The sequence below is a fragment of the Clostridium sp. HCP1S3_C6 genome (assembly GCF_052066735.1).
GTDB lineage: Bacteria > Bacillota > Clostridia > Clostridiales > Clostridiaceae > Clostridium.
Genome location: NZ_JBQHRN010000001.1, coordinates 141,102 through 168,097 on the forward strand (window position 1 = coordinate 141,102; position 26,996 = coordinate 168,097).

Sequence of the window (26,996 nt, forward strand, 5' to 3'; positions counted from 1 at the left end):
ATATATTTATTTTAAGGGGGAAAATTAATGTTTAAATTAGAAACACTTAACGAATTAGCTTGTAGAGCTACATGTGTAGATGGACAAGGAGCTTTATTTACTAAGGCAGGTGCTATGATAGCTTATAGCAATAACTGCAAATTTGAAAAGGTATTACTTGGACCACAAGGTAATCCAGCACAGGCATTACTTGGTCAAATAGGACGTAGATTAACTGGTGAAAATATGCCATTAATGAAGGTTAGAGCAGCTGCAGGTGCTGTATCATTTTATGCAAATCTTTCTCAACATGTTACAATAATAAATTTAGAACCAGGAATGGAATTAAAAGTAGAAAGTGAAAATCTTTTAGCTTTTACTGATACTTGTAATTATAGTTTCAAATTCTTAGCACAAGGTACAATATCTCAAAAAGGGTTATTTACTTCAGTTTTATCAGCTAAGGGACCTGGGGCTCAAGTAGCTGTATTAACAGATGGTAACCCAATAGTTCTTCCAACACCTTGCTTTGTAGACCCAGATGCTATTGTTGCATGGACTGGCCCAGATCCAGGATTACATTTAGACCTTGGATGGAAAAATTTAATAGGACAAGCTTCAGGAGAAAGTTATGCATTTAAATTTGAACGCCCAGGTGGCCAAGTTATTGTTCAACCAAGTGAAAGAAAATCAGGATTAAAGATAGGAATTGATGATAAAGACTATACTCCAGATGTTCAACAAAATCAAACTTTTGGCGGTGCTATGGGCAATATTGGAGACACAGCAAGTGGCATTGGCGGCATGATAAATAACTTGTTTAGATAAATTTGAATGTTAATATATTATAAATAAATTGTTTTAGACAGTTTTCTAAAACAATTTATTTATATAAAAATATTAAATATTAAAAAAGGAAGTTTTAAATGAGACATTTTGACTACTTAAAAAGTGAAATTGAAGAGGAACTTTTTTATAAGTTACCAGAAAATATAGATAAAAATACTGAATTGAATTTATTAAAATATAGTGTTGGTGCATTACTATATATTCCTGCTATAAATAAGGATAAGTTATATAAATTTTTTAGTGGCAACATAAAAGGTGCAACATCTGTAGTTATGTGTCTTGAGGATTCTGTAGGAGATACTGGTGAAGATGAGGCAATAGAAAATATTAGAGAAGTTATGGGATATATAAGAAGAATGGAAATAATGAAGCATAAGTCTCCATTAATATTTATACGTCCTAAAAATGCTGCTCAAATGGAGAAATTTACTGATATTTTAAGGGAAAATCTTGACATATTAACAGGAATAGTTATACCAAAGGCAAATTCTGAAACTGTTGAAGAATTTTTAGAAATATTAGATAGGGAAGGGTGTTCAAGTTTATATATTATGCCAATAATTGAAACAACTGAATTTACATCTATAGATACAAAGGAAGAGGCCTTATGTAAATTAAAAAATGTTGTTAGAAAAAATATATCTAGAGTTTTAAATGTAAGAATAGGAGTAACAGATATTCTTGGAGCATATAGTCTTAGAAGAAATAAGAAGTATACAATATATGATAATATTGTGTTTCGAAGTTTCTTAGCTGATTTAATGAGTTTTTTAGGATCAAGTAATAGTAATGATATTGTTATAAGCGGTGGTGTATCTGAATTTTATAATATGAAAAAGGAAGATATATTAGAATCTTATATTAAGGAATTAGAACTTGATAAAATGAATGGATTTGTTGGAAAAACAGTAATTCATCCATATCAACTTTACGTATGTGAAGCTATGAATGTAGTGTCTTTTGAAGATTATGTTGATGCCTCTAATATACTTGGAAATGTAAATAGCAAATATGGTGTAAGTGCTGGACTTCACAAGGATAGAATGAATGAGGTAAATCCCCATTTAAATTGGGCTAAAAGAATAATAAAACTTTCAAAAGTTTATGGAGTATTTAATGAAGGAGTAGATTATAATGAGTTACTTGAATTTTAATTGCAAAATAAATATCAAAGATAATCCTCTTAATTTAGATATAAATGATTATTTATCTGTTGCCCTTAGAAATAATAAAAAACGTAAATTTTTATTTGTGTCAAAAACTTTAGGTAAGCACCTTCCTATAAATCCTAATAAGGTTGATAAATTAGGATTACTTCTTGCTAAAAGTTACAAGATGAAACATGAAAATTATAAAAATGAAAGACAACTTGTAATAGGTTTTGCAGAAACTGCAACTTGTCTTTCTCATTCATTTTTTAATTATTTAGAAAGTGCAGAATATTTTATTCATACTACAAGGGAAGAGGTTAAAGCTTTAAAAAAATTAGAATTTTTAGAGGAACATTCTCATGCAATGGAGCAAAATCTATATATAGATAATTTGAATAATATTAATGATGTAAGTGAAGTTATTCTTGTTGATGATGAAATAACTACAGCTAAAACATGTCTTAATATGATTTCAAAAATTCAAGAAACATTTAAGGTTAAAAAATTTGTAATTGCATCTGTTCTTAATTGGATTGATGAAGAAAGAAATAAAGAAATTCAAAAGGTTGCAAGTAGTTTGGGATGCTCTATAGAATTTGTATATTTATTTAATGGGAATTTTGAATTTTCTATGGAAAATGAATTAGAAGATAGCATTGTTAAAGTGGAGGAAAGTACCAATTTTAATGCTGTAATTAATGATATATATCTAGATTTTGAAGAATATTTTGGAGAGAGAAAATATAGTCTTTATACAGGTAGATTTGGAATAAGTAGAAAAATGCAAGAAAAGCTACTACATATAATAGATAGAGAATCTAAAAAACTTATTCCAAATGATGAAAATTCTAATATACTTTGCCTTGGAATTGAAGAATTTATGTATATTCCAATGATGCTTTCAAAGAAAATTAAGGGAAATGTTTATTATCATTCTACAACAAGAAGCCCTATTATAGCTATAAATGATAGTGAATATCCTATAAAGGAAAAATATACTTTTGAAAGTTTTTATAATAAAAACATAAATTATATTTATAATTTAAGAGTAAATAAATATGATGAATGTTTTTTATTTATGGAAGTTTTCAAAGAGCCTTCTAAAGTTAATGAGTTTATAAAAATACTAGAATTTGCTGGAATAAAGAAAATTAATATAGTTAGATTTTTTAAGGAGTAATATTATATGAATTCAGAAAATAAAGAATTTGGAACATATTCAAAAGATGATGTTATATTTTTACTTAAGGATATTTCAGATGCTAAAATTGAGCAAGGTAATAGGGAGAGAGAAAAGGCTATTCAAAGTGGACGCCATTATTCAGAAATGCTTCCTATAGAATATCAAGTAAGTGATACTTATTTAAATTTATATAGAGAAAAGCTTGAAAAGTACAAAAAGAAATTAGCATTTGCAGCAGGTGTAATGTCTGAGAAAATTATAAAAAGAAATGGTAAAAATGTAGTTTTAGTATCTCTTGCAAGAGCTGGTACTCCAATAGGTATACTTGCCAAAAGATATATAAAGAAAAAATATAATATAAATCTTCCACATTATACTATTTCAATCATAAGAGATAGAGGTATTGATGAAAATGCTATAAAATATATTTTAGATCATCATAAAGATATGAAAATTCAATTTATAGATGGATGGACTGGAAAAGGTACAATTTGCAATGTATTAAAAAAGGCATGTGATGACTATTATAAAAAATATAATATACAATTAGATGATGCCCTTGCGGTACTAGCAGACCCAGCGGGATATTCTAAAAGTTATGGCGTAAGGGAAGATTTTTTAATACCAAGTGCATGTTTAAATTCAACAGTATCTGGTCTTGTAAGTAGAACTGTGCTTAGAAGGGATTTAATTCATGAGGAAGATTTCCATGGAGCAAAATATTACAAAGAACTTAAAGAATTTGATGAGTCAAATAAATATATAGATACAATATCAGCTGAATTTGAAAGTCAATTTGAAAAGATTAATGAGACTATGAAAGATTGGGAAAAGGATGATATTACAAAACTTGGTGCAGAAGATGTAGAAATGATTAGAGAAGCGTTTGATGTTAAAGACATAAATTTTATAAAACCTGGAATTGGTGAAACAACAAGAGTCTTACTTAGAAGAATTCCATATAAAATACTAGTTGATAGTTTAGATGATGAAAGACTTAATCATATATTTGTACTTGCAAAAGAGAAAAATGTTCCAGTAGAGGTGTATCCATTAAAATCATATAAATGTTGTGGAATAATCAAAAATTTAAAAGATGTTTAGTAAAAAAATATATGTTTAGGAAGGGAAAGTATGCTTTTTTTTAGTGATTTAGATAGAACATTAATTTATTCAAAAAAATTCATAAAAGATAGAGACAAGCTATATTGTATTGAGGTTTTAGATGGAAAAGAAATATCGTATATTTCAAAGAATACTGTAAAGCTTCTTAAAGAAATTTCAAAAGACAATAAGTTTATACCAACTACTACAAGAAGTATAGAACAATTTTCAAGAATTAAATTTAATGAACATGGTATAAATTTTCAATATAGTATAACTACTAATGGTGGTGTTATTTTATATAATGGAAAGCCTCTTGAAATATGGAGTAATATTGTAAAGAAGAGATTAAAAGAATGTAATAGCTTGTTATCTACAATGAGTTTTTTTAATGAAAAGTATGGGGAATTAGAAGGAATTTTAAAGGTTAGAAGTGTAGATGAAATGTTTTTTTATTTAGTTGTGGACCTTGAAAGGTTTGATTTAAGAAAGATAGAGACGTTTAAAAAGGAATTAGAAGCTTTTAATTGGAATTTTTACATAAGTGGGAGAAAAATATATTTTTTACCTAAAATATTAACTAAAGAAAATGCAATAGACTTTTTGATGAATTATTTAAATGAAAAAGAATTTTGTGCTATGGGGGATTCTTCAATGGATTTAAATATGCTAAAAAAATCTAATAGAGCATTTGTACCAGCAAAATCTGCAATAGAACATGAAATGAAAAATACTACAGATTTTATAAGCAAAAATGAAGGCTTTGAAGGTACTGAAGAAATTATTAAGGAATTATTAAATATATAGAAAAATATTGGAATATAAATAATATTTTGATAAAATAGTATATGTAAAAGATATCAATATTGTAAAAACAATAATTAGTATAAATATTTAAGAAAAAATTGGAGGATTTAAAATGGCAATATCATTAACAAAAGGTCAAAAAGTTGACTTGACAAAGGGTAATAAAGGACTTAAAAACATTATAGTAGGTCTTGGATGGGATACTAATAAATATGATGGAGGATCAGAATTTGATTTAGATGCATCTGCTTTTTGTTGTGCAGGAAATGGAAAGTGTGCAAAAGATACAGATATGGTTTTCTATAATAATTTAACTCATCCATCAGGTGCAATTCAACATTTAGGTGATAATTTAACTGGTGATGGTGATGGTGATGATGAACAAATTAAAATAGACTTAAGTATGGTACCACAAGAAATAGAAAAAGTAGATTTTACAGTAACAATAAATGATGCAGAAGCTAGAAAACAAAATTTCGGACAAGTTTCTAATGCATATGTTAGAGTATTAAATGCAGATACAAACGAAGAATTAATTAAGTATGATTTAGGAGAAGATTTTTCAATTGAAACTGCTATAGTAGTAGCTGAAATTTACAGAAACAATGGCGAATGGAAATTTAACGCTATTGGTAGTGGATTCCAAGGTGGTCTTGCTGCTTTATGTGGTAACTTTGGATTAAGTGTTTAGTGCTCATATTTATTTCTTTTAGGGCTCCCTTTTGGGGCTCTTTTTTTAAAAAAATAAAATATAAATTACTAAAAAATGTGTTATAATAAAAAATGGTAAGTAAAGATAATAATTTCCGGAGGTAATAATTGTGAAAAAATTAAGTTTAGATCTAAGTAAAACAACTGCATTTCTTAATGACTATGAAATAGAATACATGGAGGAAGCAGTAAAAGCAGCTCATGATAAATTACATAATAAAAGTGGAGCTGGAAATGACTTTTTAGGATGGATTGACCTTCCAGTTAATTATGATAAAGATGAATTTGAAAGAATTAAAAAAGCAGCAGAAAAAATCAAATCTGATTCTGATGCATTAATAGTAATAGGAATTGGTGGTTCTTATTTAGGCGCTAGAGCAGCAATTGAAATGCTTACAAATACTTTCCACAATGCTTTAGATAAGGATAAGAGAAAAGCACCTAAAATATTCTATGTTGGAAATAACATAAGCTCAACATATATGGCAGATCTTTTAGAAGCAGTAGAAGGAAAAGATATTTCTGTAAATGTAATTTCTAAATCAGGAACTACTACAGAACCAGCAATAGCTTTTAGAATATTTAAAGATTTACTTGAAAAGAAATATGGAAAAGAAGAAGCTAAGAAGAGAATATATGCAACAACTGATAAAGCTAAAGGAGCATTAAAAACTTTAGCAGATGCAGAAGGATATGAAACTTTTGTAGTACCAGATGATGTTGGAGGAAGATTCTCAGTATTAACAGCAGTAGGATTACTTCCAATAGCTGCAGCAGGAATTGATATAGATGAAATAATGAAAGGTGCAGCTGATGCAAGAGAAGAATATGCTAATCCTTCATTAAAGGAAAATGATGCATATAAGTATGCAGCAGTAAGAAATGCATTATATAACAAGGGTAAGGAAATTGAAATACTTGTTAACTATGAACCAGCATTAGTTTATTTCAATGAATGGTGGAAACAACTTTATGGAGAATCAGAAGGTAAAGATAACAAGGGATTATTCCCAGCAGGAGTTAGCTTTACAACAGATTTACACTCAATGGGTCAATATATCCAAGAAGGTAGAAGAGATCTTTTTGAAACAGTAATAAATGTTGAAACTCCAAAGAAGAAAGTTGTTATTGAAGCAAATGATGAAAACCTTGATGGATTAAACTTCCTTGCAGGAAAAGAAATGGATTATGTTAACCATAAAGCTTTTGAAGGTACTTTACTTGCACATAATGATGGAGGAGTTCCTAATTTAGTATTAAATGTACCAGAAATTTCACCATATTATTTTGGTCAATTAGTTTACTTCTTTGAAAAGGCTTGTGGAATAAGTGGATATTTACTAGGAATTAATCCATTTAACCAACCAGGTGTTGAAGCTTACAAGAAGAATATGTTTGCTTTACTTGGAAAACCAGGATACGAAGATATGAAAGAAGAACTTGAAAAGAGACTTTAATATTTTTATAAACATATGAAAATTATAATTGATGGGGATGCTTGTCCAAGCATCCCTTTAATTGAATCTAAAGCTAAAGAATTTCAAGTAAAAGTTATTATATTTTGTGATATAAATCACTATATCACAAGTGATTATTCAGAAGTAAGGGTAGTAGATAGTGGTTTTCAAAGTGTTGATATGTATATTGTTAATAATTTAGAAAAGGGAGATATTGTAATAACTCAAGATTATGGAGTTGCTGCCATGTGTTTATCTAAGGCAAAGGGCATATTAAATCCAAGTGGTCATATGTATACAGAAGATAATATAGATAATTTATTAGAAAAGAGACATACAAGCCAAAAAATAAGACGTGGTGGAGGAAAAACGTCAAATCCAAGAAAACGTACAAGTGAAGATGATAAAAGATTATTAAAAAATTTAAAAGGTTTATTAAAATAATTAAGGAGGAATTTATGAGAAGATTAGATGAAATGATAGAATACAATAAGAATTTTGTAAAAAATAAGCAATATGAGGAGTTTGCTACATCAAAAACACCAGATAAGAAAATTTTAATTTTTTCATGTATGGACACTAGACTTACAGAACTTTTACCAAAGGCACTAAATATTAAAAATGGTGATGTAAAGATAGTTAAAAATGCTGGCGCTGAGATAACAAGTCATTTTGGAAGTGTAATGAAAAGTATAATAGTTGCAATATATGAATTTAATATAGAGGAGATACTTGTTATAGGCCATAGTGGTTGTGGTATGTGTAATGTTAATGTAAATGAATTAATGGAAAAGATAAAAGAAAGAGGTATATCTCAAGAAGTAATTGATGTTTTAGAATATTCAGGACATGATTTAAAAGATTGGCTTAGAGGATTTAATTCTGTGGAAGAATCTATAAAAGAAAATGTAAAAACTATAAAAGATCATCCTTTAATTCCAAAGGATATTGCAGTTCATGGACTTGTTATGTCACCAGAAACAGGTGAAATTAATGTAGTGGTAAATGGATATGAGTAATATAAATGAGTAAGCTGTACATAATAGGGTACAGTTTATTTTTTTAAAAAACTATTTCCAATATTTGTTAATTATGATAAAATAGAAAAGAGCTTTGGAGAGGTGATTAGGGTGAGTGAATTACAAATATTATTTGACACAGAATTAAATGTAGCATGTGTAAATAAAGAAAAAATAATAAAAGTACAACCTATTGATAAGGATGTTTTGTATAAATTTATTGTTGGCATAGATGGAATATGGAAAACTATTCAAGATTATTCAGAAAAAAATGAGTGTACATGGATTCCTAATTGGCAGGGAAAATATATAGTAATGGTTCAAGCAAAGAAAATTAATTCTAAAAAGCCATTTGATTTTATGACAAAAGGCGAAGTAGTGGTTAAAGAATTAGAAAATGAAGAAGATAATATATTAAACATAAAATGTAATGATAGTTTCGAAAACAAATGCCATGATAATATTAAAAATATAGATAATAAGAGTATAGAAAATAAATATATTAAAAATGTTCAAATAAGTAAGGATAAATTAATTATTGGTGAAAAAATAAATATTAATGTTTGTGGATTTTGTGATAATCTTATGTATAGATTTTGGTTAAATGGTAAGCGTGGTTGGGAAGCACTTAGAGATTATTCAAAAGAAAGTACATTTATTTTTACTCCTACATTTAAGGGGAAATATGAAATATTAATTGAATGTAAAAATGAAAAATCATTAGAAAAATTTGATGATTTTGCAACAGTTAATTTTGAAGTTTATGAAAAGGAAAAGAAGGTAACAATAGTAAAATTTAATTGTTTAACTAAAAAACGTATAGTAGGAAATGAATTGTCATTTAAAGTTCAAACAAATTTAGATAATGAAAGAACAATATTATACAAATTTATTAAAATTAATAATTTTGGGGAGAAAATATGTATTCAGGATTATTCTTCTAGTCAAAGTGTAAGTTTTTCAGAAAATACAGCTGGAAAATATAAATTATTATGTCTTGCACGTGATATGTTATCAAACAATGAATTTGATGATAGAGCAATTATGATATACGATGTAAAGAAGTATGATAAAGTTATATTAAATGAAATAAGTACTGATGTATTATCAACAGAATTAAATGGAAGTAAAGTAAATATTAAAGTTGATGCAATTGGCGGCCGACAATTATTATATAGGTATATAATTGAGGGCAAAGTTAAAGAAGATACAGGTTTTATAAGATCAAATGAATATTTATGGACTACAAAATTAGTGGGAAAGTACAATATTACTGTTTTAGTTAAAGATTCTTCATGTAATGATGAGTATGAAGATAAAAAGAGTATTTCATATAATGTTGATAATTGTTCTAGTATTCCTATTAGAATTTCGCAAATTATATCTGAAAAGAAATGCATATTAGTTGGAGAAAAAACAAATATCAAAATTATTGCTGAAGGTGGCCTAGATCTTAAATATGCTTTTATTGTATATAAGGATAAAATAGAAAAAGAAAGAATAGATTATGGTCCATCTAATTGGGTAGATTTTATTCCTGAAGAAAAGGGAAATTATGAAATCGAAGTAAGAGTCAAGGATAAATTTTCTGATAAAGAATTTGATAATAGCTGTATTGTAAAAATAAAAGCAACAGATTTTATAGCTGCCAAAATCGATTATATTCTACTTCAGAATAGAAAAAGTTATGTTGTAGGAGATACTATTAGCATTAAATCTATAGTTCAAAATACAGAAAATACACTTATGAAGTATACAATGAAGATTAATGGAAGAGAAGTAGATACAATTAATTATCAAAGGGAAAAAAATATAGAGATTATTCCAAAGTGTGCAGGAAAATATTCTTTTACTGTATACTGTAAGAATGTAAAAAGTGACGAAAAATATGATGATAAAAAAGAAATAAGTGTATATGTTTATGAAAATAAGCCTGTAATTAATACTAAAATAAGTTATAATATAAATGAAATAAAAGTAAATAAAGAGGTTTCTTTTTATGTAACTTCATCTGGTGGCAAAGATGTATGTTATGAATTTTATGTTATGGAAAATGGTAATTGGATGAAGGTACAGGATTATAGTAGAAAAAATTATTATACTTTTATTCCATTTGTAAAGGGTGAGCATAGAGTTATGGCTATGGCAAAGAGTTTTTATAAAAATGTTAATTATGAAGATTATGATGAAATGATTTTTGAAGTTTCATAAGAAAAAATATGGAGAGGTTAAGAAATGGAGATTAATGGGATTAAGGATGCAAATGAACTTTTGCAACTTAGTATGATGAAAAATGTATTACAGGAAAGTTTAGGAGATGGAATGGAATTTGAAATTGTATATCAATCACTTTTAAATTCACTTCAAAATTCAACTAAAGATGATAATACAAAAAATATTTTAAATGCATTATCAAAGGATAATGTAAAAAATGCAATTTCAACAGGTTCAGAAATATTAGGAGAAGGGACTAACCTTCAAAAAATTCCTCTTAAGATTAATAATTCTAATATTCTTAATTTAATTTCAGGAGTTAAGGGTGGTTTTACTGGAAATGTTACAACAGAAAGCAGCAGTGAAACAATGAAGAAAATTTATAGCTCTGTTAATAAATATGCTTCTGAATATGGTGTTGATCCTAATTTAGTGCTTGCGGTAATAAAGCAAGAATCAGATTTTGATCCAAGTGTTACATCGTATGCTGGAGCTATGGGGCTTATGCAGCTTATGCCTGAAAATTGTGAAGAAGACGGAGTCTCAAATCCTTATGATATTGATGACAATATTAAAGGTGGAGTTAAACAGTTAAAATGGCTTTTAAATTATTATAATGGTGATGTAAGCATGGCATTAATGGGATATAATGCAGGAATTGGAACTGTTCAAAATAGAGGGGTATCATCTGCAAGTGAGCTTTATAAAATGCCTAAAGAAACACAAAATTATGTGCCTAGTGTTTTAAGTTACTATAATAGTTATGCTAATAATAACTAAATAATTATTTATATAAACTGTATTGTGCATTTGTGTAATACAGTTTTTTTATGCTAAAATTATAAAAGACATAGAAATTAAAAAATAATTTGGAGGTGATTTCTTGGAAAGATTAGATAAAATTATTGCAAATTTAGGATATGGTACAAGAAAAGAAGTAAAGCAGATGGCCAGAAAAGGAATGATAGAAGTTGATGGTGAAATTGTAAAAGATAGCAGCTTAAATATTGATCCTGAAAAATCTGTAATAAAAATAAATGGTGAAGAAATTTTTTATAGAAAGTATATATATCTTTTAATGAATAAACCTGCTGGTGTTATTTCTGCAACATACGATAATAGAGATGAAACTGTAATTGATTTATTAGAACCAGATCATCAGGTATTTGAACCTTTTCCAGTTGGAAGGTTAGATAAAGATACAGTAGGACTTTTATTTTTAACAAATGATGGTGAACTTAACCATAGATTAATATCTCCAAGGCATCATGTGGATAAAGTATATTTTGCTAAAATTGATAAAGAAGTAAATGAGGATGATATAGAAAAATTTAAAAATGGAATTACCTTAGATGATGGTTATAAGTGTAAGGAAGCTAAACTTGAAATTTTAAATATTTTGGATGATGGCACGTCTGAAGTAAATATTACAATACAGGAAGGTAAGTTCCATCAAGTAAAAAGAATGTTTGAAGCTGTGGGAAAAAGTGTAATATATCTTCAAAGAATAAGTTTTGGTGGCATAGAGCTTGATCTAGATTTAGAAGAAGGAGAATATAGAGAACTTACAGATTCTGAAATTGCCCTTTTAAAAAGCTACTAAAAAATATATAATATAAGGTATGTGACTACATAATATAAAAATATATTATTTAAGGAATGGTGAATAAATGAGTTTAGAAAAGTTAGCTAATTTAATATTCCCTGATGTAGATAAAACACCAGAATATTATTTAGAAAAATATCCAAAAAGAAATTTAAAAGAAGGTGCGGTTGTAACAAGATATGCACCAAGTCCAACTGGTTTCCAACATATAGGAGGAGTTTTTGCTGCACTTATAAATGAAAGATTAGCAAGTCAAACAGATGGAGTATTTTATTTAAGAATAGAAGATACAGATCAAAAGAGAGAAGTCCCAGGAGCTATTTCAGACACAATTAAAACAATGAATAACTTTGGAATGAATTTTACAGAAGGTATGACAGGAGAAACTTCTGAAAAAGGAAATTACGGACCATATAGACAAAGTTTAAGAAAAGAAATATATAGTACATTTGCAAAGAGCTTAATAGAAAAAGGTCTTGCATATCCATGTTTCTGTAGTGCTGAAAAATTAAATGAAGTTAGAGAAAATCAAAAAGCAGAAAAAGTTACTCCAGGTTACTATGGTAAATATGCTACATGCAGAAATTTATCTGCTGACGAAGCTATCAAAAAAATAGAAAATGGTGAAGAATACATAATAAGATTAAAATCACCTGGAAATTTTGATAATAAGGTTAAATTCCATGATTTAATAAAAGGAAATATATCTTTTCCTGAAAATGATCAAGATATAGTTATAATAAAATCTGATGGATTACCAACATATCACTTTGCTCATGCTATAGATGATGCATTAATGGGAACTACGCATGTTATTAGAGGTGAAGAGTGGTTATCATCATTACCAATACACGTTCAATTATTTGAAATTTTAGGTTTTGATGTGCCAAATTATGCACATATTCCTACAATCATGAAGATGGATAATGGTTCTAAAAGAAAGTTAAGTAAGAGAAAGGATCCTGAAAGTGCTGTAAGTTATTATAAGGAGCAAGGTTATCCTGTTGAATCAGTTATAGAATATTTACTTAATATAATAAATTCAAGTTATGAAGAATGGAGAGAAGAAAATCCAACTAAAGATTATCATGAATTTAATATTGCTTTAGAAAAAATGAGTAAAAGTGGTGCTTTATTTGATATATTAAAGCTTAATGATGTAAGTAAAAATGTTATATCAAAAATAAAGGCTGAAGACGTATATGAAAAATACATTGAATGGGCAAAAGAATATGATGAAGAAATGTATAAATTAGTTTCATCAAATGAATCTATGATGAAAGAAGTATTTAATATTGATAAGGAAGGACCAAAACCAAGAAAAGATTTTGCTAAATGGGATGATGTAAGAGAAAAAATATTCTATTTCTTTGATTCTTTATTTGAAAAAGATGAAAATGTAGAAATTCCAAAGAATATTGATATGGAAGAAGCTAAGAGAATAATATCAATTTATAAAGAAAAATTTGAAATTGGAAAAGATAATGATGAATGGTTCTCAAAACTTAAAGAAATAGCAGTAGAACTTGGATATGCTACTGATAGAAAGAAGTTCAAGAAAAATCCAGAAGAATATAAAGGAATGGTATCTGATGTGGCAGGTGCAGTAAGAGCTGCTATTACACATAGATCTAATACTCCAGATCTTCATACAATAATGACTATTTTAGGAGAAAACAAGGTAAAAGAAAGATTTGAACAATTTGTAAGATAATACGATATTTATCATAGGATTTAGCAGACATTTATGATATAATTTCCTTAAGGAATGTTCCTTAAGGAAATTTTTTTCTTAAATTTATAACGTCACGTAAACGTTATAAAAGCGTTTGGAATTTATTGAGAAATGGAGGGATTATTATGGCAAGATTTACATTACCAAGGGATATTTATTATGGAAAGGGTACATTAGAAGAACTTAAAAACATTAAAGGTAAAAAGGCGTTTATAGTAGTTGGTGGTGGCTCAATGAAAAAATTTGGCTTTTTAAAAAGGGTACAAGATTATTTAAAAGAAGCCAACATAGAAACATATCTTTTTGAAGGTGTTGAACCAGATCCATCAGTTGAAACAGTAATGAAAGGTGCAAAAGAAATGCAAGAATTTCAGCCTGACTGGATAGTTGCAATGGGTGGAGGTTCTCCTATTGATGCTGCAAAAGCAATGTGGATATTTTATGAATACCCAGACTTTACATTTGAAAAAGCAGTAGTTCCATTTGGACTTCCAGAGCTTAGACAAAAAGCAAAATTCATAGCAATTCCATCTACTAGTGGAACAGCTACAGAAGTAACTGCATTTTCAGTTATTACAGATAATAAGGCACATATAAAATACCCATTAGCTGATTTTAATTTAACACCAGATATAGCAATTGTAGATTCAGATTTAGCTCAAACAATGCCACCTAAGTTAGTAGCTCATACTGGAATGGATGCATTAACTCATGCTATTGAAGCATATACTTCAACATGCAGTTCTAATTTTACTGACCCTCTTGCAATAAAAGCTATTGAAATGGTAAGAGAAAATATAATTAATTCGTTTAATGGAGATGAAGAAGCTAGATGTAGTATGCATGATGCTCAATGTTTGGCTGGTATGGCATTTAGTAATGCATTACTTGGAATAGTTCATTCAATGGCTCATAAAATAGGAGCAGTATTTCATATACCTCATGGATGTGCTAATGCAATGTTTTTACCTTTTGTAATTAATTATAATAGGGTAGAATGTGAAGAAAGGTATGGACAAATTGCAAAGGATCTTAAATTAGAGGGAAATAATAATAAAGAATTAACAGATTCACTAATTAATTTAATTAATGATTTAAATACAAAATTAAATATACCTCATACAGTAAAAGAATATGGTATAGATGAAGAGGAATTTAAAGCTCAAGTTAAATTTATGGCTCATAATGCTGTTTTAGATGCATGTACAGGATCTAATCCTAGAAAAATAGATGATGAAACTATGGAAAAATTATATAATTGCACTTATTATGGAACTAAAGTAGATTTTTAATAAAAATAAAGCTATGCATTAGAAATTTTAATGCATAGCTATTTTTATTATTTAAGTTTGAATGAACTTTTAAGTGAAACAATTCTATTAAATACTAAGTTATCTTCTGTTGAGTCTTTAGGATCTACATTAAAATATCCATGTCTAAATAATTGGTATTTATCATTACCTTTAGCATTTTTAACAGAAGGTTCAATAAATCCTTTTAATACAGTTAATGAATTTGGATTAATTTGATCTAAGAAATCCTTGCCTTCATTTTCTGGAACATCATCTAAAATTAATGGTTCGAATAACTTAAATGTTGCATTAAGTGCAGAATTTGCATCTACCCAGTGAAGAGTTCCTTTTACTTTTCTTCCTGTAAAACCACTACCACTTTTTGTTTCCGGATCATATGTGCAGTGAACTTCAATTACTTTTCCATTTTCGTCTTTAATAAAATCAGTACATTTTACAAAGTAAGCACCTTTAAGTCTTACTTCATTTCCAGGAAATAATCTAAAGTATTTCTTTGGAGGTTCTTCCATAAAGTCTTCTCTTTCTATATAAAGTTCTCTAGAAAAAGAAACTTGTCTAACGCCTGCATTTTCATCCTTTGGATTGTTTTCTATTGGAAGAAGTTCACTTTGTCCTTCTGGATAATTTGTAATAACAAGTTTTAGTGGATCTAAAACAGCCATAGCTCTTGGAACCTTTGGATCTAAATCTTCTCTTATAAAATATTCAAGCATTTGTTCATCTACAGTTGAAGAATTTTTTGCAACGCCTATAGCACTACAGAAATTTCTTATTGATTCAGGAGTATATCCTTTTCTTCTAAGTCCTGATATAGTAGGCATTCTAGGATCGTCCCAACCATCTACTATGTTGTTATCTACTAATGCTTTTAATTTTCTTTTACTCATTACTGTGTTTGTAATGTTAAGTCTTGCAAATTCATATTGGTGAGGAATATTTTCCATTTCACATTCATTAATTATCCAGTCATATAGAGGTCTATGATCTTCAAATTCTAATGTACAAATAGAATGAGTAATACCTTCTATAGCATCTTCTAAAGGATGGGCAAAATCATACATAGGATATATGCACCATTTATCACCAGTATTATGATGAGTAATGTGAGCAATTCTGTAAATTATAGGATCTCTCATATTTATGTTAGGAGAAGCCATATCTATTTTTGCTCTAAGAACTTTTTCACCATCTTTATATTTTCCATCTTTCATTTCTTGGAATAATTTTAAATTTTCTTCTACAGTTCTATTTCTGTAAGGACTTTCTTTTCCTGGCTTTGTTAATGTACCTCTGTATTCTTTCATTTCTTCAGGAGTTAAATCACATACATAAGCTTTTCCTTTTTTAATAAGTAGTAGTGCCTTTTCATACATTGTATCAAAGTAATTTGATGCATAAAATAAATTATCCCATTCAAAGCCTAACCATTTTACATCTTCTTTTATAGATTCTATATATTCTGTGTCTTCTTTAATTGGGTTAGTATCATCAAATCTTAAATTTGTTTTGCCATTAAAATCATCTGCTACTTGGAAATTAAGGCATATTGATTTTGCATGGCCAATATGTAAGTAGCCATTTGGTTCTGGTGGAAAACGAGTAATAACTTCTTTTACTTTTCCGTTTTCTAAGTCTTCTTTAATTATGTTTTTTATAAAATTTGAAGAATTAATTTCTGTTGTCATAACTTCAACCTCTCTTAATTATTTTAAATATAAAAACAGCAATGCTGTACATTTTACTAATACTATTAATTTTAATCTAATATTAGAAAAAAATAAAGAAAAAATGGAATTTAATTATGGTAAAATAAAAAATATATAAATGTGTTATAATAATATTCATTATATTTGTGGAGGAATGAGTTAAATTGGATTTAAAATTACTATTAAATAAAGAACAGTATGAAGGTGCAACTACTATAGATGGGCAGGTATTAATATTAGCTGGTGCAGGATCAGGAAAAACAAGAGTTCTTACATATAGAATGGCTCATATGATTGAAGATTTAGGAATATATCCATACAAAATTTTGGCAATTACATTTACTAATAAAGCTGCTAAAGAAATGAAAGACAGAGTAAAAAAATTGGTAGGTGATAAGGCGGAAGATATGTGGATATCAACTTTTCACTCTACATGTGTAAGAATATTAAGAAGAGAAATAGAACACTTAGGATATAAGAAAAATTTTACTATATATGATTCTTCAGATCAAAAAACATTAATAACAGAATGTATGAAATCACTAGATATTAATGATAAAGATATAAATCCTAGAGAAGTTATGGGTAAAATCAGTAGAGCAAAGGATAAAATGCAAGGTCCAGAAAGTTTTAAAAGGGAATTTGAAAGTAACTTTAGAGAAAATAAAATTGCAGATGTATATTTAATGTATCAAAAGAAATTAAAAGAAAATAATGCCATGGATTTTGATGATTTAATTTCAAAAACAGTAGAGCTTTTTAAGAAAAATTCAGATATACTTGAATTTTATCAAAGAAAATTTCAATATATCATGGTTGATGAGTATCAAGATACAAATGGAGCACAATATGAACTTGTAAAACTTCTTGCAGCAAAGTATAAAAATCTTTGTGTTGTAGGAGATGATGATCAATGTATATATATGTGGCGAGGAGCGGATGTATCTAATATACTTGATTTTGAAAAAGATTATCCTAATGCAAAGGTAATAAAGCTTGAGCAAAATTATAGATCTAAGGATAATATTTTGCAGGCAGCAAATACAGTAATAAAGAATAATGCCAATAGAAAAAGCAAGGTCCTTAGAACTGAACAGGAGTCAGGAGATAAAATTAAAATTTATAGAGCTTTTGATGATAAATCAGAAGGAGATTTTGTTTCAAAGGTTATAGCAGATTTAAAATTAAAAGAAAAAAGAAAATATGATGATTTTGCTATTCTTTACAGAACAAATGCTCAATCACGTATATTTGAAGAATCTCTTAGAAGAAGAGGTATAGCATATAAAATAGTAGGAGGTACAAAATTCTACGATAGAAAAGAAATAAAAGATATTTTATGTTATTTAAAGGTTATTTTAAATCCTCAGGATGATATAAGTTTAAAAAGAATTATTAATGTACCCAAAAGAAGTATTGGAAATGCTACAGTTACAAAGGTTCAAGATTTTGTAGATGAGTATGGGTTAAATTTATGGGATGGTTTAGTAGAGGCTGGTAATATTCCTACATTAACATCAAGAAATACATCAACTTTATCTAAATTTACTGAACTTATGGATAATTTTATTGATTTATCAGAAACAATACCAGTATCACAGCTTATTGAAACAATATTAGAAGATACAGGCTACATGCATGAACTTGAAAATTCAAAAGAAATAGAAGACAAAAGCAGAATTGAAAACTTAAAAGAATTAGTTTCTGATGCTGTTGATTTTGAAAAAACTAGTGAAGATAAATCTTTATCTGCATATCTTGAAAAAGTCTCACTAGTTCAAGACACTGATAAGCTAGAAGAAGAGGAAGAGGGAGAAGGTTCTGTTGTGCTTATGACAGTTCATAGTGCAAAAGGACTTGAATTTCCTATTGTATTTATGGTTGGAATGGAGGATGGATTATTTCCAAGTCTTTCAGATTTACAAAGTGAAAGTCAGATGGAAGAAGCAAGAAGATTATGTTATGTTGCTATTACAAGAGCAAAGGAGAAGCTTTATATTACATCAGCAGAAGTTAGAAGAGTATTTGGTAGAACTGTAAGCTATAGTCAATCTCAATTTATATCTGAAATAGATTTGAAATTACGTGAATATATAAATGAAAGATCTATGGAAAACAATACTTCAAATAGTAGTTTTAGAAAACCTTCTGCATATAACAATCCGCATAGTCTTAGAAATCAAAGGTCAGCTGCAGGATATCTTTATACAGAAAAATTAAGTAGTAATGTAAATTCTAGCAGTAATTTAGATGATTCTGAAGTTCTTACATCAGATAAGGTGACAATGGGTATGAAGGTAAAACATGATAAATTTGGAATAGGGACTGTTGTATCAGTAGTGCCAGCAGGAAAGGATAAAAAATTAACAATTGCATTTGACAGGCAAGGTGTAAAAACTCTTATGCTATCCTTTGCAAAGCTAAAAATGGTATAATAAAATATATTTAATTTAGGAGGCACAAAGGTGAACGACAATAAAAATATAAAAAGAATTCATGAATTAGTAGATGAATTAAATAAGTATTCTTATGAATATTATTCATTAGATAATCCATCTGTAACTGATAAAGAATATGATAAAAAATATGATGAGTTAAAGGAATTAGAAGAAAAAGAAAATTATGTACTTGATTATTCACCTACATTAAGAGTTGGAGATACAGTTTTAGAAGGATTTAAAAAATATAAGCATCAAGGAAGACTTTGGAGTATGGATAAGGCTCAAAGTCTTGAAGAAATAAAGGCATGGCATAATAGAAATATAAAATTTGTAGAAGAAATGAGGGCAAAGGGAGAAAATTTACCAGATCTTAAATATGTTCTTACTAAAAAATTTGATGGACTTACAATAAATTTAACATATAATGAAAAAGGAATTCTTGAAGTTGCAGCTACAAGGGGCACTGGAGAAATAGGAGAAGAGGTTACTCCTCAAGTAAAAACTATTAAATCAGTACCATTAAAAATAAATAATGACTATGTAATTGAAGTACATGGAGAAGCTGTTATGACTACAGAAGCCTTTGAAAAATATAATAAAACAGCAAAAGAACCTCTTAAAAATTTACGAAATGGAGCAGCAGGTGCTCTTAGAAATTTAAATGTAAAGGAAACAGCAAGAAGAAATCTTTCAGCTTTTTTCTATGATATAGGATATAATGAAGGTACACCATTTAAATCATATTTAGAAATGATGAAATTTATAAAAGAAAAAGGTTTTATAGTAGACGATTATTTAAAAGTCTGTAAAAATGTTCAGGAAATTGAAAAAGAAATAGATTATATAAAAAGTATAAGATTTGACTTGAATTATGATATAGATGGACTTGTAATAGCAATTGATGATATTAGAACAAGAGAATTATTAGGCTATACTATAAAATTTCCTAAATGGGCAATTGCATATAAATTTGAGGCACAAGAAGCTACAACAAAGCTTTTAGATGTAGAATGGAATATAGGAAGAAGCGGAAGAGTTGCACCAGTTGCAATATTAGAACCAGTAGAGCTTGCAGGTGTTACAGTAAAGAGAGCTACTTTAAATAATATGGATGATATAATTAGAAAAGGTGTAAGAATAGGTGCAGATGTATTTGTACGTCGTTCTAATGATGTTATACCTGAAATTATGGGAGTAGTAAAAGATACTTTAAGGGGTTCAAAGGAAATAAAACCACCTGTTTTATGTCCAGCCTGTGGCAGTCATGTTATATTAGATGGAGCACATTATTTTTGTGAAAATACTCTTTCGTGTAAACCACAAATGGTAAAAAGCATAGTACATTATGCATCAAGAGAAGCAATGAATATTGCAGGATTTTCTGAAAAAACAGCTGAACAGTTGTTTGAAAAACTTAACATTAAATCTATATCAGATTTATACAAATTGAAAAAAGAAGATTTATTAACATTAGAAAAGTTTGGTGAGAAGAAAGCCCAAAATCTTCTTGATGCAATAGAAAATAGTAAGGCTCCTGAATTACATGCATTTATTTATGCTCTTGGGATACCAAATGTAGGTGTAAAAACAGCAAAGGATTTAGCAAAAGAATTTAAATCATTAGATGCCTTAAAAGAAGCAAATATTGATGATTTAACTAAGGTTTCAGATATAGGTGATATAGTAGCAAAATCTATAATGGAATTTTTTAAAGAAGATAAAGTTTTAAGTATAATTAAAGAGTTATTAGAACTTGGAGTAAAACCTCATTATGAAGAGGCTCAAATAGAAGAAAGTAAATTTTCAGGTAAAACTGTTGTTGTTACAGGAACACTTGAGAACTATTCAAGAACTTCAATTAAAGAAACATTGGAATTACTTGGAGCAAAGGTTTCTGGAAGTGTAAGTAAAAAAACTGATTACGTTATAGCTGGCGCTGAAGCTGGTTCAAAACTTACAAAAGCATTGGATTTAGGAATAACAGTACTTTCAGAAGAAGATTTTGAAAAGATAAAAGGTGAGTAAAGTGAAAAAAATAATTAATATATTAACCAACATTGCTGCATGGATAACATGTATTATGATAATATGTACTTTTTTAACATCATATCAGTTTTTGTATGTGGATATGATATTTAATTCATATCTTCCTATACAAGTAAGCCTTTCTGTTACAATGGCTTTACTTGCAATACGTTTTTTGCTTTTTGAAAAAGGAAAGAGAAGGTTATTATATTTTTTATTTAGTGCTTTATTTTGCTTTATAATTATATATTCAATTTATTACGTTAAGTAATAAATTTTGTATTACGTTAAGTAATAAATTTTGTATTACGTTAAGTAATAAATTGATTATTATCTCCATTTTTTATACTAAAATGCATTTTTTTAGGGTTACTATTTTAATAGCAACCCTATCTTATTTTCTCAAAGTCTTTTATATTATTTATTTTTCCTGAATTATATTGAATTTTATTTTCTTCATTTTCTTTAGTCATATCAAGGTAATATTTAAATTCATCAAAAGTCATTTTTTCATTTGTTTCTTTTTGAAAATCCATTTTTTCATACATTTTTTCTAAAATATAATTTTTATATTTAAGTTGATTAAATGCTTTTAGAGCTACTATAAATAACCATATTCCTATAAATGTGAAAACGGTCATAAATATCATAGCAATAATGCAAGTTGCACCTAACAAAATAGACATATTATACCTCCATAAAATTATTATATATAAAAGTTATTATATCATATGAATATAAATTTTTGAATTGGAAAGAATTATTAGTAAAAATAATTGGAGATATTTATGAAGAAGGTTGTTATTTATATAATATTTATTATAGTATGCATTTTGGTAGGTATATATTTTGTAACAAATCATGTTGAAATAAGAGATGCTGATTCTGAATTTAAGGATGAAAGTATAGTTTATTCTGTAAGTGATATAAAGGTGAATTTAAAATGTGTAGACAATTTTACTATACACGATAATAATATTATTTGTGCTACATCAAGAGGACTTTTTTTAAAGGATTATGAAGGAAATATTATACCTGATTTAGCTGAAAGTTATGAAATAAAGGATAATGGCATTGAATATCTTATTAAGATAAAAGATGATTGCTATTTTAGTAATGGCAGTAAAATATCTGCAAAGGATTTTGTTGATTTTTTTAAGGAGTTATCAGATTATGAAGAAGAACAAAATATAAAAGCATTACTTGATGTTTTTGGAATAACTGATTATAGAAATAAAAAATGTACTTTTGAAAATACAGGGATTACATATGAAAATAATATACTAAAAATACGACTTAATGTTCCTAATAATAATTTTTTAGATGAATTAACAAAAATTCAATACAAACTAAGAAAATCATTAAATCTATGGGAGAATATTACTTTGAATAATAAAAAAATATTATTTTCAGGTGAGTATTCTATTGATTATGCAGATAATAATGAGATGATTATATATAAAAATAAGTATTCTAATTCTAAAAATAATATAGAATGTATTATATTAAAAAAAGATGAGTCTAGTGAATTTGCCATGGCAGATTATCAAATAGGCAAAAGGGATATAATTATAGAACCTCCAAAAGATTATTTAGCGTCTTTAAAAGATAAAAATGAATTGTTTACTAATATTTCAAATAGAGTGATGATTACACAATTCAATAATACATTAGAATTTAATAAAAGATGCAATATATATAAGATGTTATATACAAGTATTACTAATTACGTTAATGAAAATATGTACTATATAGAGCCAGCTGAATGTTCTTATAACATTCAAGAAAAAAATAATATAAATATAATACAAAGCAGAAAAGTAATTATGAATAGTATTGATTATAATAATGATATAAACAAAATAAGCATTTTAGCAGAGGATAATCCTGAAAATAGATATTGGATTGAATATATAAAAAAATATTTTGAGGATAAGTATAACATTGTGGTTAATTATTATTTAGGAACTTCTGAAGAAATGAATGATAATGAATTAATAAAAAGATATGATATTTATATGTATTCTGAAGACTTGTTTTTAGAAAGTGAAAGTAATAATGATGAATTGTTCAACAATTGTCTTATAAGACCCTTATTTTTTTATAATAATAATATTGCAGTTTCTAGAAAAATAACCAACTTTAAACTAGATTTTTATGGCGCTTTTGATTTTCTAAATATGCAAAAGCATTGAATTTGAGGCCTATATAAATGTTTTATATAAGCCTCAATAAAATCATATTTAAGTAAAGTTCATTTGAGATATAATATTATCTTTTAAATAGTAAATAATCAAAAAGAAAATCAGAAAATTTTTATTACTATCAAATACTTTATGTTTAACAGAGAAAGTGCCTTTTTTTCTGTTGTAAGTTATACTTTTAATAAAGACAGGAGCAAGAGAAGTATGTTTTGGAGAATTGCATCGTGGCATTCTGAAACTTATCTCTTCGAGCATATCATCAGACAAAAGTGAAAGTTTTCTATATCTTTCTATTTCATCTAAAGTTGGTGCTTCAGGAAAGCTACATATTATTGATGAATCTATGATAATCTTTTTATACATATTAGAAAGGGTAATTTTATTAAAAATGTTGTTTCCCATGTCTTCGTCTAAAATGAGAACAGCTAAAAAATACAAAGCTATTTCAGTACAGGAGTACTTAATTTCTTTTTTGTTCTTTTTTGCTTCATTTTTAGGTGGTTTTATAAAAATATTATTCTTTTCATCATACATCTTTTTAAATTCTTGAAGTATGCTTTTGCTTACTTCAAGAAATGAATCTATTTTTGTTATTTTATAAGAATCATTTAAGCATATAGCAAGTAAAGCTGTATAATCAATACACGATGCATAATGATTTTTTGAATTAAATTTTTCAATACATAAATCACATAAATCAATTATCATATCTGTGCATTCATTTATAGAAGAATAATTATACATTAAATTAAAACAAAAAAGTATTTTTACACATTCATCAAAGGATAAACTATAAAGTTCATATTTATAGTTTACAAACATATTAAATATTTCAAGGGAAAAATTCTTATAATCGTCTGATTCCTTATCATTCCCTATTTTAGAATACAAATAGTAAGTAACCATCATAAAAGCTTGGTCAGAAAATTTAAAATTATCATTTAAATTTATTAATGAATAAGAATTAACATTAGCATCAATAGAATTTTTTTTTGAAATAAATAATCCTTCATCATTCCTTAAATTATTATAGTAAAAATCAAGTTGATCTTTACATAAGGAAATATATAAATTTTTAAGAGAAGAATTTTTTCTGTCATTATCTTCATAAAATTTATAATATGTGCTTAATTCAAGAGTACATAAAGTCATTAGTGCATTTGATTGAGGGATTATTTCTTTCTTTATTGTAGATTGATCAAAAGATTTTGAGGATTTAGTATTAATAAGTGTTGGGGAGGATTTCCTATATATGCATGCAAGTGGATAAATTTTATTTTGTATGTTAATATCATTTGTAAGGTTAGCTTTTTTATCTAGTTCAATGCCACATTTTGAGTTTAATAGTATTGTTTTTAAGGATTCTTTTGATAGAAAAAAAAGTTGACTTTTAATATTATCTTTAGAAAGGTTATTCATTCTAAAGTATGGACCAATATATTTCAAATAGTATTCACCTCATAAATATTGCTTATATAATTATATTTTTAAATAACAAAATAATTCATAAAAGTAAAAGATTAAATGGTATATATTATTTGATAATAAATAAGAATATAATACTATAAACAAGGTAATTATTATTTTGGAGTGTGATAAATGTGAGAGTCGATGGAAGAAAAAATGATCAAATAAGACATGTTAAAATTACTAGACATTATACAAAATATGCAGAAGGTTCTGTTTTTATTGAAGTTGGAGATACAAAAGTATTATGTAATGTTTCAGTTGAGGAAAAGGTACCGCCATTTTTAAAAGGTAGTGGATCTGGATGGATTACTGCAGAATACAATATGCTTCCAAGAGCTACAGGAACTAGAAAAGTAAGAGACATTGCAAGACTCAAGATAGATGGAAGAAATATGGAGATCCAAAGACTAATAGGAAGAGCACTTAGATCAATAGTAAATTTAAAAGCATTAGGTGAAAGAACGTTATGGGTTGATTGCGATGTTATACAGGCAGATGGTGGTACAAGAACTACGTCTATTTGTGGGGCATTTATTGCAATGGTTGATGCTGTAAATAAGCTTCATAAGAAAAAAAATTTTAAAATATATCCTATAAGAACATACTTAGCTGCAACTAGTGTTGGAATTCTTAAAGATGAAAAAATATTAGACTTGTGTTATGTTGAAGATTCAAATGCAAAAGTTGATATGAATATAGTTATGACTGAAGAGGGAAAGTTTGTTGAAATTCAAGGTACAGGGGAAGAAAATCCATTTAGCAGGGAAGAATTAAATGAGCTTATTGATTTGGGAGAAAAAGGTATCAGACAAATGATACAAATTCAAAAAGATTCATTGAAAATGGATGGATTATGGATAGGAACTGGAGAGGATGAATAAAATGAAAAAGCTTATAATTGCTAGTAATAATGAGCATAAAATTTTAGAGATAAAAAACATATTAAAGGATATTAATATTGATATAAAGTCATTAAAAGAAGAAAATATATTTATAGATGTAGAAGAAGATGGAAAAACATTTGAAGAAAATTCAAAGAAAAAGGCTCAAGAAATTTTTAAATATTTAAAAAAACAAGGAAAGGATAATTTTATAATAATGGCTGATGATTCTGGACTTGAAGTAGAATATTTAAAAGGAGCTCCAGGTGTATATTCTGCAAGATATTCTGGAGTTCACGGTGATGATAGGAAAAACAATGAAAAGTTATTAGAAGAATTAAAAGGTGTACCTTTAGAAAAAAGAAAGGCAAAGTTTGTCTGTCAAATATCAATTATTGATTGTAGTGGTAAATATGAAAGTATAAGGGGAGAAGCACAAGGAATAATTTTAAATAAATTAAATGGCATTGATGGTTTTGGATATGATCCATTATTTTATTATGAACCATTAAAAAAGACTTTTGCAGAGTTGTCAATGGAAGAAAAAAATTCTGTAAGTCATAGAGGGGCTGCATTAGATAAACTTAAGATAATTATAAAAAGATATATCTAATATATCTAAATATATTGAACATAGGATAGGTGATTTTATGTTAATAGCTGTTGTTAGTGATACACATAGGATACAAATATATATAGATAAGGTTAAAGAAATGATAAAGAAGGCTGATATCTTAATACATTTAGGCGATAATGTAGATGACGCTGAATATATATCTAAAGGGTTTAAGGGGAAAGTATACGTAGTTAGAGGTAACTGTGATTTTTCAACTAAATATCCTAATGAAGAAATAATAAGATTAGATGAAAAAACTATATTTATTACACATGGGCATAATTATAGCGTAAAGAGTTCTTTAACTAATATATTTTACAAAGGTAAGGAGGTTATGGCGGATATAGTTTTATTTGGACATACTCATGAAAGTATTATTTTAGAAGAAGAAAATATGATATTAATGAATCCTGGCAGTGCTTCATTACCTAGAAATAGTCAAAGATCAATAGGTTTTATAGAAGTAGAAGAAGGCAGAAAACCTAGTGTTTATCTAAAAGAAATAAAATAATAAAAAAAATATAA

The 26,996-nt window shown here is 27.3% G+C and carries 23 protein-coding genes; 20 read left to right on the forward strand and 3 right to left on the reverse strand.

Annotated features, from left to right (window positions below; genetic code table 11):
• Positions 1-27 precede the first annotated feature (27 nt).
• The 14 genes from ACTNAO_RS00700 to ACTNAO_RS00765 all read left to right on the forward strand — a co-directional run bounded on the left by ACTNAO_RS00700 (position 28) and on the right by ACTNAO_RS00765 (position 15,107).
• Positions 28-807, forward strand: coding sequence for an AIM24 family protein (locus tag ACTNAO_RS00700; protein WP_441027473.1), 780 nt, complete (start codon positions 28-30; stop codon positions 805-807).
• A 98-nt stretch (positions 808-905) separates the two neighbouring features.
• The gene (locus ACTNAO_RS00705; RefSeq protein ID WP_441027472.1) at positions 906-1,982 is read left to right on the forward strand and encodes an HpcH/HpaI aldolase/citrate lyase family protein; all 1,077 of its coding nucleotides are present in this window, start codon (positions 906-908) and stop codon (positions 1,980-1,982) included.
• Complete coding sequence (locus ACTNAO_RS00710) at positions 1,963-3,159, forward strand: phosphoribosyltransferase family protein (protein WP_441027471.1); 1,197 nt, start codon at positions 1,963-1,965, stop codon at positions 3,157-3,159. Before ACTNAO_RS00705 ends, ACTNAO_RS00710 begins: the two co-directional genes overlap by 20 nt.
• 6 nt (positions 3,160-3,165) lie before the next feature.
• Positions 3,166-4,266, forward strand: coding sequence for a cysteine protease StiP family protein (locus tag ACTNAO_RS00715; protein WP_441027470.1), 1,101 nt, complete (start codon positions 3,166-3,168; stop codon positions 4,264-4,266).
• Positions 4,267-4,296: 30 nt separating this feature from the next.
• On the forward strand, positions 4,297-5,073 hold the full coding sequence (locus tag ACTNAO_RS00720) for an HAD hydrolase family protein (protein WP_441027469.1): 777 nt from the start codon (positions 4,297-4,299) through the stop codon (positions 5,071-5,073).
• Positions 5,074-5,185: 112 nt separating this feature from the next.
• Entirely contained in the window at positions 5,186-5,764 is a 579-nt protein-coding gene (locus ACTNAO_RS00725) for a TerD family protein (protein WP_441027468.1), read from the forward strand.
• Between the two features lie 127 nt (positions 5,765-5,891).
• Entirely contained in the window at positions 5,892-7,241 is a 1,350-nt protein-coding gene (locus tag ACTNAO_RS00730; protein ID WP_441027522.1) for a glucose-6-phosphate isomerase, read from the forward strand.
• A 15-nt stretch (positions 7,242-7,256) separates the two neighbouring features.
• Positions 7,257-7,685: a YaiI/YqxD family protein gene (locus ACTNAO_RS00735; protein WP_441027467.1), complete on the forward strand. Its 429-nt coding sequence runs from the start codon at positions 7,257-7,259 to the stop codon at positions 7,683-7,685.
• 14 nt (positions 7,686-7,699) lie between these two features.
• Positions 7,700-8,260 (forward strand): beta-class carbonic anhydrase, encoded by a 561-nt coding sequence (locus ACTNAO_RS00740; RefSeq protein ID WP_441027466.1) that lies wholly within the window; start codon positions 7,700-7,702, stop codon positions 8,258-8,260.
• 111 nt (positions 8,261-8,371) lie between these two features.
• Positions 8,372-10,471, forward strand: coding sequence for a triple tyrosine motif-containing protein (locus ACTNAO_RS00745; RefSeq protein WP_441027465.1), 2,100 nt, complete (start codon positions 8,372-8,374; stop codon positions 10,469-10,471).
• 24 nt (positions 10,472-10,495) lie between these two features.
• Positions 10,496-11,254: a lytic transglycosylase domain-containing protein gene (locus ACTNAO_RS00750; RefSeq protein WP_441027464.1), complete on the forward strand. Its 759-nt coding sequence runs from the start codon at positions 10,496-10,498 to the stop codon at positions 11,252-11,254.
• A gap of 103 nt (positions 11,255-11,357) precedes the next feature.
• Positions 11,358-12,077: a pseudouridine synthase gene (locus ACTNAO_RS00755; RefSeq protein ID WP_441027463.1), complete on the forward strand. Its 720-nt coding sequence runs from the start codon at positions 11,358-11,360 to the stop codon at positions 12,075-12,077.
• Between the two features lie 67 nt (positions 12,078-12,144).
• Positions 12,145-13,794, forward strand: coding sequence for a glutamate--tRNA ligase (gene gltX / locus ACTNAO_RS00760; protein WP_441027462.1), 1,650 nt, complete (start codon positions 12,145-12,147; stop codon positions 13,792-13,794).
• Positions 13,795-13,940: 146 nt separating this feature from the next.
• Positions 13,941-15,107, forward strand: a complete 1,167-nt coding sequence (locus tag ACTNAO_RS00765; protein ID WP_441027461.1) for an iron-containing alcohol dehydrogenase — start codon at positions 13,941-13,943, stop codon at positions 15,105-15,107.
• Between the two features lie 47 nt (positions 15,108-15,154).
• On the opposite strand, the gene ACTNAO_RS00770 is transcribed toward ACTNAO_RS00765, so the two are convergent.
• Positions 15,155-16,813 carry a glutamine--tRNA ligase/YqeY domain fusion protein gene (locus ACTNAO_RS00770; RefSeq protein ID WP_441027460.1) on the reverse strand — a complete coding sequence of 553 codons (1,659 nt, stop codon included), beginning with the start codon at positions 16,811-16,813 and terminating at the stop codon, positions 15,155-15,157.
• Positions 16,814-16,998: 185 nt separating this feature from the next.
• Between ACTNAO_RS00770 and pcrA the strand changes: the two genes are divergently transcribed.
• Complete coding sequence (gene pcrA / locus ACTNAO_RS00775) at positions 16,999-19,269, forward strand: DNA helicase PcrA (protein ID WP_441027459.1); 2,271 nt, start codon at positions 16,999-17,001, stop codon at positions 19,267-19,269.
• 30 nt (positions 19,270-19,299) lie between these two features.
• Positions 19,300-21,300 carry an NAD-dependent DNA ligase LigA gene (gene ligA / locus ACTNAO_RS00780; protein ID WP_441027458.1) on the forward strand — a complete coding sequence of 667 codons (2,001 nt, stop codon included), beginning with the start codon at positions 19,300-19,302 and terminating at the stop codon, positions 21,298-21,300.
• A gap of 389 nt (positions 21,301-21,689) precedes the next feature.
• On the opposite strand, the gene ACTNAO_RS00785 is transcribed toward ligA, so the two are convergent.
• Entirely contained in the window at positions 21,690-21,986 is a 297-nt protein-coding gene (locus tag ACTNAO_RS00785; RefSeq protein ID WP_441027457.1) for a hypothetical protein, read from the reverse strand.
• A 102-nt stretch (positions 21,987-22,088) separates the two neighbouring features.
• Between ACTNAO_RS00785 and ACTNAO_RS00790 the strand changes: the two genes are divergently transcribed.
• Positions 22,089-23,495 carry an ABC transporter substrate-binding protein gene (locus tag ACTNAO_RS00790; RefSeq protein ID WP_441027456.1) on the forward strand — a complete coding sequence of 469 codons (1,407 nt, stop codon included), beginning with the start codon at positions 22,089-22,091 and terminating at the stop codon, positions 23,493-23,495.
• Positions 23,496-23,543: 48 nt separating this feature from the next.
• On the opposite strand, the gene ACTNAO_RS00795 is transcribed toward ACTNAO_RS00790, so the two are convergent.
• Positions 23,544-24,950: a hypothetical protein gene (locus tag ACTNAO_RS00795; RefSeq protein WP_441027455.1), complete on the reverse strand. Its 1,407-nt coding sequence runs from the start codon at positions 24,948-24,950 to the stop codon at positions 23,544-23,546.
• A 155-nt stretch (positions 24,951-25,105) separates the two neighbouring features.
• Here ACTNAO_RS00795 and rph point away from each other — a divergent pair, with 155 nt between their 5' ends.
• The 3 genes from rph to ACTNAO_RS00810 are packed head-to-tail and all read left to right on the forward strand — an operon-like array spanning position 25,106 to position 26,982.
• Positions 25,106-25,855, forward strand: coding sequence for a ribonuclease PH (gene rph / locus ACTNAO_RS00800; RefSeq protein ID WP_441027454.1), 750 nt, complete (start codon positions 25,106-25,108; stop codon positions 25,853-25,855).
• 1 nt (position 25,856) lies between these two features.
• The gene (locus ACTNAO_RS00805) at positions 25,857-26,468 is read left to right on the forward strand and encodes an XTP/dITP diphosphatase (protein WP_441027453.1); all 612 of its coding nucleotides are present in this window, start codon (positions 25,857-25,859) and stop codon (positions 26,466-26,468) included.
• Between the two features lie 37 nt (positions 26,469-26,505).
• Positions 26,506-26,982, forward strand: coding sequence for a metallophosphoesterase (locus ACTNAO_RS00810; protein WP_441027452.1), 477 nt, complete (start codon positions 26,506-26,508; stop codon positions 26,980-26,982).
• The last annotated feature ends 14 nt before the right edge of the window (positions 26,983-26,996 follow it).